The sequence below is a fragment of the Amycolatopsis stemonae genome (assembly GCF_054781455.1).
This window is the reverse complement of the sequence record NZ_BAAGUJ010000006.1, coordinates 71479-84710: the sequence shown is the minus strand read 5'-3', so window position 1 is coordinate 84710 and position 13232 is coordinate 71479. Positions and strand designations below refer to the sequence as shown.

The following is a 13232-nucleotide window of genomic DNA, read 5'->3' as shown; positions in this document are numbered from 1 at the left end:
GTTGGGCGGGTTCACGCGGCGGACCAGCCGCCGTCGAGCGGGATGGAGGCCCCGGTGACGTGGCCGGCGTGCGGCGAGCACAGCCACGTCACCAGGGAAGCGACGTCCCCGGGTTCGATGAGCTTCTTGATCGCCGCGCGCTTGAGCAGCACCTCGGCGACAACGGCGTCGCGCGGGATGTCGTGCTCGGCGGCCTGGGCGTCGATCTGCCCGTCGACCAGCGGCGTCCGGACGTAGCCGGGGTTCACGCAGTTGCTCGTCACGCCGTGCTCGGCACCTTCGAGGGCGGCGACCTTCGAGAGGCCCTCCAGTCCGTGCTTCGCGGCGACGTACGCGGCCTTGAACGGCGACGCGCGCAGCCCGTGCACGCTCGACATGTTGACGATCCGGCCGAAGCCCCGGGCGTACATCGCCGGGAGCGCGCGGCGGATCAGGAGGAACGGAGCGGTGACCATCAGCGCCTGGATCCGGGCGAACTCCGCGGGCGGGAAGTCCTGGATCGGCGCGACGTGCTGGATCCCGGCGTTGTTGACCAGGATGTCGACCTCGGCGGGGAGGCCGTCGATCGCGGCGGGGTCGGTCAGGTCGGCCGCGTGCGCCCAGCCGCCGACCTCGGTGGCGGCGGCTTCGGCGTTGCGGGCGTCGACGTCGACGACGTGCACCTTGGCCCCGGCCGCGGCGAGGGCCCGGACGCAGGCCAGGCCGATGCCGCCGGCCCCGCCGGTGACGAGGGCGGTGCGCCCGTCCAGATCGCTGGTCATGGACGGGAACGGTAAGCGTGACCCGGGTCGCGGACCATGTGTGCGGCCGCCACAACCGCACAAGATCCTGTGGTTACGGCCGACAGTCCGCCAGCACCGAAAGGTAGTGCACGTTGGTCATGACACCCAGGAGGTTGCCGAACGGGTCGACCACCGCCGCCGTCACGAACCCGGGTCCGCGCTCGGTGACCGGCTCGTACTCCTTCGCGCCCAGCGCGAGCAGCCGCGCGACGGTCGCCGCCAGGTCGTCGACGTGCCAGTAGACGATCGCGCCGCCGCGCCCGGCGGGACCGTACTTCCCGTCGACGAGCCCCAGTTCGTGCTGGTAGTCGCCGATCCGGAACTCGGCGTACCCCGGGCGTTCGAAGTAGGGCTCGACCCCCAGGAACTCCGTGTACCAGGCTTTCGCGGCTTCGTGGTCGTCGGCGAAGTAGGAGACGGTGGCCATTCCTCGCAGCATCTTCTTGCTCCTCTCAAGCGGTGTGGAGCCATCATGCGGAGCAAAAGTGCTCATCGAGTGCGCACTTTGTTTGCGACACTTCCGCCATGCGCGCCGACCGTCTCGTGGCCACCCTGCTGCTGATGCAGACGCGCGGCCGCGTCACCGCCGCCGAGGTCGCCGCCGAGCTGGAGGTCTCGGTCGCGACGGCCCGCCGCGACCTCGAAGCGCTCTCGACGGCCGGGGTGCCCGTCTACCCCCAGCCCGGCCGCGGTGGCGGCTGGCAACTCGTCGGCGGCGCGCGGACCGACCTGTCCGGGCTCACCGCGCGGGAGGCGCAGGCGCTGTTCCTCCTGGCCGGACCGGCGGCGGCCACGCCCGAGGTCAAGTCGGCGCTGCGGAAGCTGATGGGGGCCCTGCCCGGCACGTTCCGCGCGGACGCCGAGGCGGCCGCCGACGCGGTGGTCGTCGACCACGCGGGCTGGGGCGAGCGCGCCAAGGACCGGCCGCCGATGGTCGAGCTGCTGCGGGACGCCGTCATCGCGCGCCGCCGCGTCCGGCTCGCCTACGCCGGGCGCGAGCGGTCCGAGCGGCTCGTCGACCCGTGGGGCCTGGTCGACAAGGACGACGTCTGGTACCTCGTGGCGGGAACCGCGAAGGGCAGGCGGACGTTCCGGGTCGACCGGATCGTCGCGGCCACGGCGACCGGGGAGACCGCGGACCGCCCGTCCGACCTCGAGCTGGCGAAGGTGTGGGAAGAGGTCGTCGAGGAGGTCGAGAAGCGGCGTTCGCCGCTGACCGCGGACGTCGTGCTCGACCGCCGCCACTTCGGCGTGCTGCGCGACCGGTTCGGCCGGCACTGCGAGCTGGTCGCGGACCTGCCCGGCGACCGCGTCCGGGCGCGGGTGGCCGCGGCGGCGCCGGTGATGATCGCCCAGGAGCTGGCGGGCTGGGGCGCGCTCGTCGACGTCGAAGGCCCGGAATCGGTGAAAGCCGAGCTGGCGCGCCTGGGGGCGGAGCTGGTGCCCGGTATACCCCATCCGGTCCGGAATGACGTGTTCGGGTGTCAGGACGGGGTAAAGGGACGGTTCACGACATCGGCGGCGCACTGCGTGTGCACGCTGTGCCCGTTATGCTCGGTGAACGGCGTTAATCACTCCACAGTGGACATTAGGAAGACCTACTACGAGTGTCCGTTACCCACCGGTATCTGGCCGTTCGGAGTATCCGTGATCACCCGTTTGCTGCTACTGTGACGCCTCCGTGACCTGAACGTGTGTTCGGTGACACTCCGGTGAGGGCAGACGTAATGCGTGACGATGTGGTCGAGGCGAGTGCCGTGGTCGGACACACGCCGGACGTGGTGTGGCAGATCGTCGGATCGCCGGAGTGGTACTCGCGGTTCGTGCCGGAGATCAGCGGGTGCGAGGTCCACGAGCACGCGGCGCGCGGCCGCGGTCCCCGGGGCACGATCCGGATCGTCCCCGAACGCGGGCCGATGCTGGAGGCGCAGGTCCAGGCCGTCGTGTACCGGCCGGGCGAGCACGTCGTTTGGTGCGGCGTCCCCGACGAGGGCACCTGGGTCTCGCTGGAGCTGAGACCCCTGGCGGGCGGCCGGACGGAGCTGTTCGTCCGGATGATGCTGTCGCCGGCGTACCAGGACCTGGTGTCTTCGGTGAAGAAGGACGTCCGCGCGCTCGGCCGCCGGCTCGACCTCTACCTGTCCGGGCAGCCCGACCCCGACGCCGACCGCGACGGCAACAAGGCCACCAAGCTGCGCACCACGAGCGTCCTGCTGCGCGCGGGCGTGCTCAGCGCGGGCCGGCCGGACAAGCTGGCGCGCCAGCTCAACTCCCTCGCGCAGTGGGGCGCGACCATCGCGGGCGGCTACCAGGCCGCCGCGGCGCGCGTCCCCGACGAGCCCGCCCTGCACGACGAGCGCAGCCTCCGCACCTTCCGGCAGGTCCAGGACCGCAGTGACCGCCTCGCCAACGGCCTGAGCGAACTCGGCGTCACCGAGCGCGACCGGATCGCCCTGATGTGCCGCAACCACGGCGCGATGGTCGAGTCGTTCGTCGCCGCCAGCAAGCTCGGCGCCGACGTCGTGCTGCTGAACACCGGTCTGTCCGCGGCGTCGGTCAGGGACGTGATCGCCGAGCACAAGCCGACCGCCGTGCTGGCCGACGACGAGTTCGCGCAGACCATCGCCAACGTCCCGGGCGAGTTCGCCCGGATCAGCACCTGGCCGGACGCCGAGACCGGCTACCCGACCGTCGACGAGCTGATCCACGCCGCCCCCGCCGACCCGCCCAAGCCGGTCGACCGGCCGGGCCGGCTGATCGTGCTCACCTCCGGCACCACCGGGACGCCGAAGGGCGCGCGCCGCCCGACGCCGAAGGGCCTAGGCTCCGCCGCGGCGATCCTCGACCGCATCCCGCTGCGCGCCGGCGACCGGATCCTGGTGGCGGCGCCGCTGTTCCACAGCTGGGGCCTCGCCGCGATGCAGATCGGCATGGCGCTGCGCGCGTCGCTGGCCATGATCCGCAAGTTCGACGCCGAAGAGACGCTGCGGACGATCGCCGAGCAGAAGTGCGACGCGCTGTTCGCCGTGCCGATCATGCTGCAGCGCATCATGGACCTGCCCGAGCGGGTCCGCGCGCGCTACGACCTCTCGTCGCTGCGGATCGTCGCGAGCAGCGGCTCGGCGATGTCCGGCGCGTTCGTCACCCAGTTCATGGACACCTTCGGCGACGTCCTCTACAACTTCTACGGCTCGACCGAGGTGTCCTGGGCGAGCATCGCCGACCCGGCCGACCTGCGGGCGGCGCCGACCACGGCGGGCCGCTGCCCGCTCGGCACGCGCGTCGCGATCCTCGACGAGGACCGCAAGCCGGTCCCGCCGGGCGGCGAGGGCCAGATCTTCGTCGGCAACGACATGCTGTTCGAGGGCTACACGAACGGCACCGACCCGGCGCGCGCGGCGGACCTGATGGCCACCGGCGACGTCGGCTACCTCGACGCGGCGGGCCGCCTGTTCGTCACCGGCCGCGCGGACGAGATGATCGTTTCCGGCGGCGAGAACGTGTTCCCGCGCCCGGTCGAAGAAGCGCTGGTGGCGCTGCCCGGCGTGCACGACGCGGCGGTGGTCGGCGTGGCGGACGCGGAGTGGGGCCAGCGCCTCGCGGCGTACGTCGTCCCGCGGCGCGGCGCCTCACTGCACGCGGAGGACATCCGGGCCTACATCCACCAGCGGCTGGCCCGGTTCGCCGTGCCGCGCGACGTGTACTTCGTGCCCGACCTGCCCCGCAACGCGACGGGCAAGATCCTCAAGCGCCTGCTGCACGACGACACGTGGCCGGTGACCTCGGACTACTGATGCCCGAGCACACCCCGGACGGCCGCTACGTCGTGATCGACGGCCGCCGCTGGCGCGCGACCGACCCCGAGATCCCGGACGACGTCCGCGACCGCCTGCAGAAACACCTGATGGCGGCCCGGCGCGTCCAGGATCGAGGGCGCGTCCAGACGGCGAAGGTGGCGTTGGGCGAACGCGGCGAGCCGTGGTGGGAGCAGACGTCCGCGCAACGCCGCCGTCGGTGGGAGAGCGGCCTGGCCGAGCTGGATCAGCCGACGGGCTGACGCAGCACGGTCTTGAGCCTCGCCGGGTCGGTCTTCCGCGGATCGCCGAGGTAGACCTCGTGGTGCAGGCCGGTCGGCTTCAGTCCATGCTGCTCGAGGAACTCGTGGTGCAGCCGGGCCAGCAGGGGACCTTCGTCGTCGTAGGAGCCGACGTGGAGCGCCTGTGCGCACCGGCCTTCGCGCAGCTTCTCGAGCCGGACCGGCGCGTCGATCTTCTTCTTGCGCCGCACCGATTCGCGCGCTTCTTCGACGGCGTCTTCGCCGATCCACGCGGGTTGTGAGATCAGCATCGTCCACTGCCAGAAATCTTTGGCGCGCACGGTGAACGCCGTGTAGTCCTCGGCCCACCACAGGCCTTCCAGCGGGCCGACGACGAAGTCTTCGCCGGTCCGCTTCGCCGTCATCTTGATCGTGTAGGCGAAGGCGTACAGGGCTTCGACGGCTTTCTTGTAGGCCTCGGCGGTGTTGGGGTTGCCGCGGCCGTCGAGGGCCAGGAACTGCTGTTCGGGAACGTCGACCAGCGCCCAATCGAGGTTCTTCGGCGCGTAGAGCTGTTTCAGGTCTTTCTTGACGTCGTAGGGCATCAGAACGTCCTTCCGGCCAGCCACCGGGCCTCCGCTTCGAGCTGCAGGATCGAGTAGTCGAAGATCGCCCGGACGAACGGCGGCACGTCGGCCTCGGCCGCGCGCCGGACCTCGGCCAGCCGCTCCTGGACGGCTTCCGCGCGCCGGGCCAGCGCGGACGCGAGCCGGTCCGGTGCGATGGCCGGGCTGTTCGCCAGCCCGACCAGCACGGGCGGGTGCAGCGGGCGCAGTTCGGCGATCGCCGCCTCCGCGGCCTCCGCGCACGCCTGACGGCCCGCTTCCGTCGCCGTGAAGATCTTCTTGGCCTTCGCGTGCGCGCGCTCCCCCGCGACCTCCGCGACCAGACCGCGGTCGCGGAGTTTGCCGAGCACGTAGTAGATCGAGCTGAACCCGAGCGCGGTCCAGTCGCGCATGCCCCGCTCGGACACGACTTCGTCCAGCTCGTAGCCGTGCCTCGGCTGCTCGGCGAGCAGGCCGAGCACCGTGAGTTCCGCGTCGGTCAGCACGTCGGTATTCTAGTACTGGAATACGGCAGGCTGTCCACGGCGCCGAAAATTGTCGGTGGGTGCTGGCATGCTTCTCCGGGTAAGCCACTCCGGGCCACTAGCCTGGGGAAACCGACCGGAAGGCAACGGAAACCAGTGGGGGGACAGGTGGTGACGGCGGTGCCGTGGACCGCGGAACGCGTGGCCGGGCTCGCGCCGGATCCCGCTTCGGAGAAGGCGGGCCGGGCGCTCGCCGCACCGGCGAGGTGGTCCGGCGCGGGGGCGTCCGAAGACGCCGTGTGGGGCTTCTGCCAGGGCAGCGGCAAGAAGCCGTACCAAACGTGCGTCGAGCTCGCCGAGCCCGCGTTCCGGTGTTCCTGCCCCAGCCGGAAGTTCCCGTGCAAGCACGCGCTCGGGCTGCTGATGCTGTGGGCCGCGAGGCAGGTCGACCCGGCCGAGCCGCCCGAATGGGTGCACGCCTGGCTCGCCGAACGCGCCGATCGCGCCCGCCGGGCGGAGAAACGCGCCGAGGCGGCGGGCCCGAAGGACGAAGAAGCCGCCGCGCGGCGCGCCGGTGAACGGGCCGCGCGCGTCGAAGGCGGCGTCCTGGAGCTGAAGATCTGGCTGACCGACCGGATCGGCGCGGGCTTCGCCGGGTTCGAGCGCAGTGGCGGCGAGGAGCTGCGCACGGTCGCCGCGCGGATGGTCGACGCCCAGGCGTCCGGCCTGGCCGGCGGGCTGCGGCGGGCGGCCGGGATCGTCGGCCGCCGCGACTGGCCGGAGGCCCTGCTCGGCGAGCTGTCGCTGCTGTACCTGCTGGCGGACGCGGCGACCCGGCTGGACGACCTGCCGCCGTCGCTGGCCGAAACCGTCCGCACGCGGCTGGGCTTCTCGGTCGAGACGGCTCGCGTGCTGGAAAGCGGCGAGCGCGTGTCGGACGACTGGCTGGTCACGGGCGCGGCCGACGAGGAGAACGACCGGCTGCTCACGCGGCGCACGTGGCTGCGCGGCCGCCGGACGGGCCGGGACGCGCTGGTGCTGTCGTTCGCGCCGCCGGGCCGTCCGCTGGATTCGTCGTTGCCGGCCGGGCATTCGCTGACCGCGGAGCTGGCGTTCTACCCGGGCGCCGCACCGCTGCGCGCGCTCGTGGCCGAGCGCGGCATCCCGGCCGCGGCCCCGGCCGCCGACGGCGGCTCGATCGAAGACGCGCTGGCGGCGTACGCGCGGGCGATGGCCGCGGACCCGTGGCTGGAACGCTGGCCCGTCCTGCTTTCCGGGGTCACGCCCGCGGAGCACGCCGACGGCTGGTGTCTGTCCGAAAAGGACGGAACCGCGCTGCCGCTGGTGCCGTACGCGTTCCCGTGGTCGCTGCTGGCGATGTCCGCGGGCCGGCCGCTGACGGTGGCCGGCGAGTGGAGCCCCGCGGGGCTGCGGCCGCTGACGTGCTGGCACGAGGACCGGGCGGTGCGCCTGTGAAAGCCTGGGAAGACCTCGTCGGCACCGCCCTGCTCGGCACCCGCCGCCGGGCCGTGGACCCGGACACGCAGCCGGCCGCGGTCCGGGAGCTCATCACGGACCGCCGCGAACCCGCCGAGCAGCTGCTCGCCGCGGCGGCCGTGCTCACCACCTACCGCCGGGCCGGGCGGCAGCCGCTGCGCGACGTCCGGCCGCTGCCCGTGGCCGCGGCCGACGAGCGGCCCTTCGTCCCGCCGCTCGCGCGGGAACGGCTGGCCCGGCTGCTGGCGGCGAGCCACCCGGACCTGCTGCTGGAGTGGCTCGGCATCGTCGCGGGCACGGACTACCGCGTCCCGCCGGAAACCCTGCCGCTGCTCGCCGAAGCCGCCCGCAGCAAGGCCGCCCTGCGCGGCCCGCTCGTCACGGTCGCGGGCCCGGTCGGGGCGTGGCTCGGGCAGCGGAACCCGGACTGGGCCTTCCTTTCCGCGCCGCCGGAAGAGTCCGGGGACGTCTGGCAGTACGGCAGCCTCGCCCAGCGCCGCCGCTGGCTCGCCGCCAAGCTGGCCGAAGATCCGGATGCCGCCCGCGAAGCGCTCACCGCGTCGTGGAAGAGCGAACCCGCCGACATCCGGGCGGACTTCCTCGGCGTGCTCGCCGGGCACGCCCGCGCCGAAGACGAGGCCTTCCTCGAAGCCGCGCTGTCCGACCGCGCGGCCGCCGTCCGCGAACGGGCCGCCGACCTGCTCGGCCGGCTGCCGGGCACGCGCTACGGCGAAACGATGGCCGGCCGGCTGCGGCCGCTGGTCCGCCGGCGCGGGCGGGTCCTCGAAATCTCGGTGCCCCCGGGGGAACGCGGTGAGGGCACCGTCCGGCTGCGCGCGCTCGTCGCGGCCGCTCCGCTGGCCTTCTGGACCGAGTTCGGCCCGCCAGCCGAAGTGGTCCGGATGGCCGTCGAGGGCTGCCCGGCCGGCGTGCTGCGCGACTCCTGGGCCACCGCGGCCCTGCGCCAGCGCGACGAAACCTGGGCGCAGGCGCTCATCGGCGCCGATCCCGGCGGCCGCACCACACCACCCCTGCTCGGCGTGCTGAGCCCGGCCGGGCAGGCCGCCACGGTCGGGCACCTGGTGAGCCGGCTGCCCACCGAGTCGTTCGCGCGGCTGGTGCACGAGCTGCCCCGGCCGTGGACGAAGGAGCTCGGCACCGCCCTGCTCGACTGGATCGCCCGCCAGGACGACCACCGCCTGGTCTCGCACGCCGCCGTCGTGATCGCCCGCGCGGTCCCCGCGGCCTGCCTGCGGCACCCGCTGGCCACCACCCGGCTGACCATGGACGCCGGTCCGTGGCGCCGGGCGCTCACCGAAACGCTGAACTTCCGCCGCGAAATGTACGAGGAGCTCGCATGACCGCCCCCACCGTCCTCCGGCCGCACGCCGAACAGGACCACGCCGCCGAGCTGGCCGCGCTGGCCGCCGCCGACGAGCGGGCCAAGCCGCCGCACTGGAACCTGTCGCCGTGGGCCGTAGTCGAGTACCTGCTCGGCGGCACCCTGCCGGACGGCACGGTGATCACGCCGAAGTACGTCGGCCCGCGGCGGCTGATCGAGGTCGCCGTCGCGACGCTGGCCACCGACCGCGCCCTGCTCCTGCTCGGCGTGCCCGGCACGGCGAAGACGTGGGTGTCCGAGCACCTGTCGGCGGCGATCAGCGGCGACTCGACGCTGCTGGTGCAGGGCACCGCGGGCACGTCCGAGGAGTCCATCCGCTACGGCTGGAACTACGCCCGGCTGATCGCCGAGGGCCCGAGCCCGGCCGCGCTGGTCGAAAGCCCGGTGCTGCGCGCGATGCGGGACGGCAAGCTCGCCCGGCTCGAGGAGCTCACCCGCATCCCGGCCGACGTCCAGGACTCGCTGATCACCATCCTGTCCGAGAAGACCCTGCCGATCCCCGAGCTGGGCACCGAGGTGCAGGCGCGGCCGGGCTTCAACCTGATCGCGACGGCGAACAACCGCGACAAGGGCGTCAACGAGCTGTCGAGCGCGCTGCGGCGGCGGTTCAACACCGTGGTGCTGCCGCTGCCGGACACCGCCGAGGCGGAGATCGAGATCGTCAGCCGGCGGGTCGCCGAACTGGGCACGTCGCTGGAGCTGCCCGCGGAGGCCGCCGAGCTCGCCGAGATCCGCCGGGTGGTCACGGTGTTCCGCGAGCTGCGCTCGGGCCGCACCGAAGACGGCCGCACGGCGGTGAAGTCCCCGTCCGGCACGCTGTCCACGGCCGAGGCGATCAGCGTGCTCACCGGCGGGCTCGCGCTGGCCGCGCACTTCGGCGACGGCGTGCTGCGCCCGCACGACGTCGCAGCCGGCATCCACGGCGCGGTGGTCAAGGACCCGGTCGCCGACCGCGCGATCTGGATCGAGTACCTGGAGACGGTCGTGCGCGAGCGCGAGGGCTGGGCCGACTTCTACCGGGCGGGCCAGGAGATCTCGTGACCTCGACCCACCTGCTCGGCATCCGCCACCACGGCCCGGGGTCCGCCCGGGCCGTGGCGACGCGGCTCGCCGAACTGGAGCCCGACGTGGTGCTGATCGAGGGCCCACCCGAGGCCGACGCGCTCGTCGAGCTGGCCGAAGACCCGGCGATGGCGCCGCCGGTCGCCCTGCTGGCGTACGCGACCGACGACGTCTCGCGGGCCGCGTTCTGGCCGTTCGCCGTGTTCAGCCCCGAGTGGCAGGCGCTCGCCTACGCGCGCGAGGCCGGGATCCCGGTGCGGTTCTGCGACCTCCCCGCGGCGAACACGTTCGCCGCGGGGCCGGACGAGCACGGCGGGCCGCCGGGCGATCCGCTGGCGGCGCTGGCTTCCGCCGGCGGCTACGACGACCCGGAACGCTGGTGGGACGACGTCGTCGAGTCCCGGCGCGGCGCCGAGAACCCGTTCGAGGTAATCGCCGAGGCGATGACCGCGTTGCGGGAGGACGAAAAACCGCCGCGGGGCAACGAAGCCCGGCGCGAGGCGTACATGCGCTCGGTGCTGCGCCGCACCCGCAAGGACGGCTTCGAGAACATCGCCGTCGTCTGCGGGGCCTGGCACGTGCCCGCGCTGAGCGACCCGCTGCCGCCGGCGTCGCACGACCAGGCCGTCCTCAAAGGACTCCCGAAGCGGAAGGTCGCCTGCACCTGGGTGCCGTGGACGCACGGGCGCCTCGCCACGGCCAGCGGCTACGGCGCGGGCGTGCGGTCGCCGGGCTGGTACCACCACCTGTTCACCACGGCCGAGGACGTCACCACGCGCTGGCTGTCCGGCGTGGCCGCGGTGCTGCGGCAGGAGGACCTGCCCGTCTCGACCGCGCACGTCATCGAGGCGGTCCGGCTGGCCGAAACCCTCGCCGCGCTGCGCGGGCGGTCGTCGGCCGGGCTCGCCGAGGTCACCGAAGCCACCCGGTCCGTGCTGTGCGGCGGGGACGAGGTGCAGGTCGACCTCGTCACGCGGCGGCTGGTCGTCGGCGAACGGCTCGGCGAAGTGCCCGACCGGGTGCCGCAGCCCCCGCTGGCCGCGGACCTGACGGCGACGGCGCGGCGCCTGCGGCTCAAGAAGGACCCGATCGCCAAGGAGCTCGACCTCGACCTGCGCACGCCCGGCGGGCTCGACCGCTCGAAGCTGCTGCACCGATTGCGGATCCTCGAGATCGACTGGGGCACCCGCGAGGTGTCGGCGCGGCGGAACAAGGGCACGTTCCGGGAAACCTGGGCGCTCGCCTGGGAGCCGTCGTTCGAGGTCGACCTGGTCGCGGCGGCCGTGCACGGCACCACCGTGCCCTCGGCGGCCACCGCCGTCGTCCGCGCCACGGTCGAGGGCACGCCCCCGCTCGACGAGGTCACCACGGCCGTCGAGAACTGCCTGCTCGCCGACCTGCCGGAAGCCCTGCCCGAAGCCCTCGCGGCGCTCGACGCGCGGGCGGCGGCGGACGCCGACGTCGCACGGCTGATGGCGGCCCTGCCCGCGCTGGCCCGGGCGACCCGCTACGGCAACGTGCGCGGCACCGACACCGGCGCGCTGGGCGCGGTCGCCGACCGCATGCTCGACCGGATCTGCGCCGGCCTGCCGCCGGCGACGCACGGGATCGACGACGACGCCGCGGCCCGGATGGCCAAGCTCGTCGACGGGGTGCACGACGCGACCTCCCTGCTGGGTGAAGACGCGAAGCACCGCTGGCTGACGGCGTTGGCTCGGCTGGCGGAACGGCCGTCGCTGCCCCCGCTGCTCGCGGGCCGGCTCACCCGGATCCTGCACGACGCCGGGCTCCTGGACGCGCTCGACATCGAACTGCGGCTGGGCCGGGCCCTCACGCCCGGTATCGCGCCGTCGGCGGGCGCGGCGTACGTCGAAGGCTTCTTCGACGGCGGCGCGCTGCTGCTGGTGCACGACGAGGGCCTGCTGCGGGTGATCGACGCCTGGCTCGCGGGGATCCACGACGACGTCTTCACCGAGGTGCTTCCGTTGCTGCGCCGCACGTTCGGCGCGTTCAGCGGGCCCGAGAAACGGGCCATCGGGCACCGCGCGGCCGGGCTCACCGGCACCGCGCCGGTCGTCACGGTGGCCGCCGAACTGGACGAGGACCGGGCGGAGCGCGTGCTGCCCGTCCTGGCGACGCTGCTGGGGGTGGGGGCGTGAGCGTGGACGCCGATCGCGTGCGGCGCTGGCGGCTGGTGCTGGGCGGCGAAGGCGCGGGCCCCGGCTCGGGGCTGGCCGAAGCCGAACTGTCCGAAGAGGACAGTGGGGTCGACGCGGTGCTGGCCGCGCTCTACGACAAGCCCGACGACGAGGAGACGGGCGGCCCGCGCAGCGCGAACCTGGGGGCGTCGGCGCCGCGGGTCGCGCGCTGGCTGGGCGACATCCGCCGCTACTTCCCCAGCACCGTCGTGCAGGTGATGCAGCGGGACGCCGTCGACCGGCTGGGGCTGACCCGGATGCTGCTGGAGAAGGAGCTGCTCTCGGCGGTCGAGCCGGACGTCCACCTGGTCGGCACGCTGCTCTCGCTGAACGGCGTGCTGCCCGAGGAGACCAAGGAGACCGCGCGCGAGGTCGTCCGGAAGGTCGTCACGGAGCTGGAGGAGCGGCTCGCCGAGCGCACCCGGGCGGCGATCAAGGGCGCGCTCGACAAGGCGTCCCGGACGCACCGGCCGCGGCCCGGCGACGTCGACTGGGCGCGCACCATCCGCGCGAACCTCAAGCACTACTCCCCCGAGCTGCGCACGATCGTGCCGGAGAAGATGATCGGGTTCGGCCGGCGTCAGCAGGCCGTGCAGCGGGACGTGATCCTGGCGGTCGACCAGTCGGGCTCGATGGCGGAGTCGGTGGTGTACTCCGGGCTGTTCGGCGCGGTGCTGGCGTCGATGCGGGCGCTGAAGACGTCGTTCGTCGCGTTCGACACCGAAGTAGCGGACCTCACCGAGCACCTCGCCGACCCGGTCGACGTCCTGTTCGGCACCCAGCTGGGCGGCGGCACCGACATCAACCGGGCGATCGCGTACTGCCAGAGCCTGGTCGGCCGGCCCGAGCAGACGCTGCTGGTGCTGATCAGCGACCTCTACGAGGGCGGCGACGAGGACGAGCTGCTGCACCGGATCGGCGAGCTGGTGAGCGCGGGCGTCCAGGTGGTGACGCTGCTGGCCCTGTCCGACTCGGGTGCGCCGTCGTACGACCACGAGAACGCGGCGGCGCTGGCGGAGCTGGGTGTCCCGGCGTTCGCGTGCACCCCGGACCAGTTCCCGGAGCTGATGGCGGCCGCCGTCCGCGGCGACGACCTGCAGTCCTGGGTCGCCCGCGAGACCAGCTGAGTTGCGGAATGAAACCTGGTCGCCGATGGTTGAGGAGG

At 73.5% G+C, this 13232-nt stretch carries 11 protein-coding genes and 1 pseudogene; 8 read left to right on the top strand and 4 right to left on the bottom strand.

Going from position 1 to position 13232, the window contains the following annotated elements:
- Positions 1 to 11: 11 nt before the first annotated feature.
- Together ACYVLJ_RS23045 and ACYVLJ_RS23040 are read right to left on the bottom strand one after the other, a co-directional pair.
- Positions 12 to 761 carry a 3-hydroxybutyrate dehydrogenase gene (locus tag ACYVLJ_RS23045; protein ID WP_460440242.1) on the bottom strand — a complete coding sequence of 250 codons (750 nt, stop codon included), beginning with the start codon at positions 759 to 761 and terminating at the stop codon, positions 12 to 14.
- Between the two features lie 73 nt (positions 762 to 834).
- Positions 835 to 1221, bottom strand: a complete 387-nt coding sequence (locus ACYVLJ_RS23040; RefSeq protein ID WP_460440241.1) for a VOC family protein — start codon at positions 1219 to 1221, stop codon at positions 835 to 837.
- Positions 1222 to 1307: 86 nt separating this feature from the next.
- Here ACYVLJ_RS23040 and ACYVLJ_RS23035 point away from each other — a divergent pair.
- The 3 genes and pseudogenes from ACYVLJ_RS23035 to ACYVLJ_RS23025 form a co-directional block, all read left to right on the top strand.
- Positions 1308 to 2225: pseudogene (locus ACYVLJ_RS23035) on the top strand (helix-turn-helix transcriptional regulator); the annotation flags it as partial.
- Between the two features lie 284 nt (positions 2226 to 2509).
- A complete protein-coding gene (locus ACYVLJ_RS23030) occupies positions 2510 to 4576 on the top strand; it encodes an AMP-binding protein (protein WP_460440240.1) in 2067 nt (688 codons plus the stop codon).
- Positions 4576 to 4839 carry a hypothetical protein gene (locus tag ACYVLJ_RS23025; RefSeq protein ID WP_451986914.1) on the top strand — a complete coding sequence of 88 codons (264 nt, stop codon included), beginning with the start codon at positions 4576 to 4578 and terminating at the stop codon, positions 4837 to 4839. Before ACYVLJ_RS23030 ends, ACYVLJ_RS23025 begins: the two co-directional genes overlap by 1 nt.
- Here the strand turns inward: ACYVLJ_RS23025 and ACYVLJ_RS23020 are convergent.
- Both ACYVLJ_RS23020 and ACYVLJ_RS23015 read right to left on the bottom strand, forming a co-directional pair.
- On the bottom strand, positions 4824 to 5423 hold the full coding sequence (locus tag ACYVLJ_RS23020) for a GyrI-like domain-containing protein (protein WP_460440239.1): 600 nt from the start codon (positions 5421 to 5423) through the stop codon (positions 4824 to 4826). The genes ACYVLJ_RS23025 and ACYVLJ_RS23020 overlap by 16 nt on opposite strands.
- Complete coding sequence (locus ACYVLJ_RS23015) at positions 5423 to 5929, bottom strand: PadR family transcriptional regulator (protein WP_460440238.1); 507 nt, start codon at positions 5927 to 5929, stop codon at positions 5423 to 5425. Before ACYVLJ_RS23015 ends, ACYVLJ_RS23020 begins: the two co-directional genes overlap by 1 nt.
- Before the next feature lie 150 nt (positions 5930 to 6079).
- Between ACYVLJ_RS23015 and ACYVLJ_RS23010 the strand changes: the two genes are divergently transcribed.
- From ACYVLJ_RS23010 to ACYVLJ_RS22990, 5 genes are read left to right on the top strand one after another with little or no spacing between them, the layout of a single operon-like run.
- Positions 6080 to 7384, top strand: a complete 1305-nt coding sequence (locus ACYVLJ_RS23010; protein WP_460440237.1) for an SWIM zinc finger family protein — start codon at positions 6080 to 6082, stop codon at positions 7382 to 7384.
- Positions 7381 to 8766 carry a DUF5691 domain-containing protein gene (locus ACYVLJ_RS23005; RefSeq protein ID WP_460440236.1) on the top strand — a complete coding sequence of 462 codons (1386 nt, stop codon included), beginning with the start codon at positions 7381 to 7383 and terminating at the stop codon, positions 8764 to 8766. The genes ACYVLJ_RS23010 and ACYVLJ_RS23005 overlap by 4 nt, the downstream gene beginning before the upstream one ends.
- On the top strand, positions 8763 to 9848 hold the full coding sequence (locus ACYVLJ_RS23000; protein WP_460440235.1) for an ATP-binding protein: 1086 nt from the start codon (positions 8763 to 8765) through the stop codon (positions 9846 to 9848). The genes ACYVLJ_RS23005 and ACYVLJ_RS23000 overlap by 4 nt, the downstream gene beginning before the upstream one ends.
- Positions 9845 to 12028, top strand: coding sequence for a DUF5682 family protein (locus ACYVLJ_RS22995; protein WP_460440234.1), 2184 nt, complete (start codon positions 9845 to 9847; stop codon positions 12026 to 12028). Before ACYVLJ_RS23000 ends, ACYVLJ_RS22995 begins: the two co-directional genes overlap by 4 nt.
- Positions 12025 to 13194: a VWA domain-containing protein gene (locus tag ACYVLJ_RS22990; protein ID WP_451986928.1), complete on the top strand. Its 1170-nt coding sequence runs from the start codon at positions 12025 to 12027 to the stop codon at positions 13192 to 13194. The genes ACYVLJ_RS22995 and ACYVLJ_RS22990 overlap by 4 nt, the downstream gene beginning before the upstream one ends.
- Positions 13195 to 13232 lie beyond the last annotated feature (38 nt).

Bases quoted from the DNA above. Each gene is read 5' to 3' on its own strand.
- ACYVLJ_RS23030 (WP_460440240.1), top strand. From the start codon at position 2,510: ATGCGTGACGATGTGGTCGAGGCGAGTGCCGTGGTCGGACACACGCCG.
- ACYVLJ_RS23040 (WP_460440241.1), bottom strand. From the start codon at position 1,221: ATGCTGCGAGGAATGGCCACCGTCTCCTACTTCGCCGACGACCACGAA.
- ACYVLJ_RS23020 (WP_460440239.1), bottom strand. From the start codon at position 5,423: ATGCCCTACGACGTCAAGAAAGACCTGAAACAGCTCTACGCGCCGAAG.
- ACYVLJ_RS23025 (WP_451986914.1), top strand. From the start codon at position 4,576: ATGCCCGAGCACACCCCGGACGGCCGCTACGTCGTGATCGACGGCCGC.
- ACYVLJ_RS23000 (WP_460440235.1), top strand. From the start codon at position 8,763: ATGACCGCCCCCACCGTCCTCCGGCCGCACGCCGAACAGGACCACGCC.
- ACYVLJ_RS23045 (WP_460440242.1), bottom strand. From the start codon at position 761: ATGACCAGCGATCTGGACGGGCGCACCGCCCTCGTCACCGGCGGGGCC.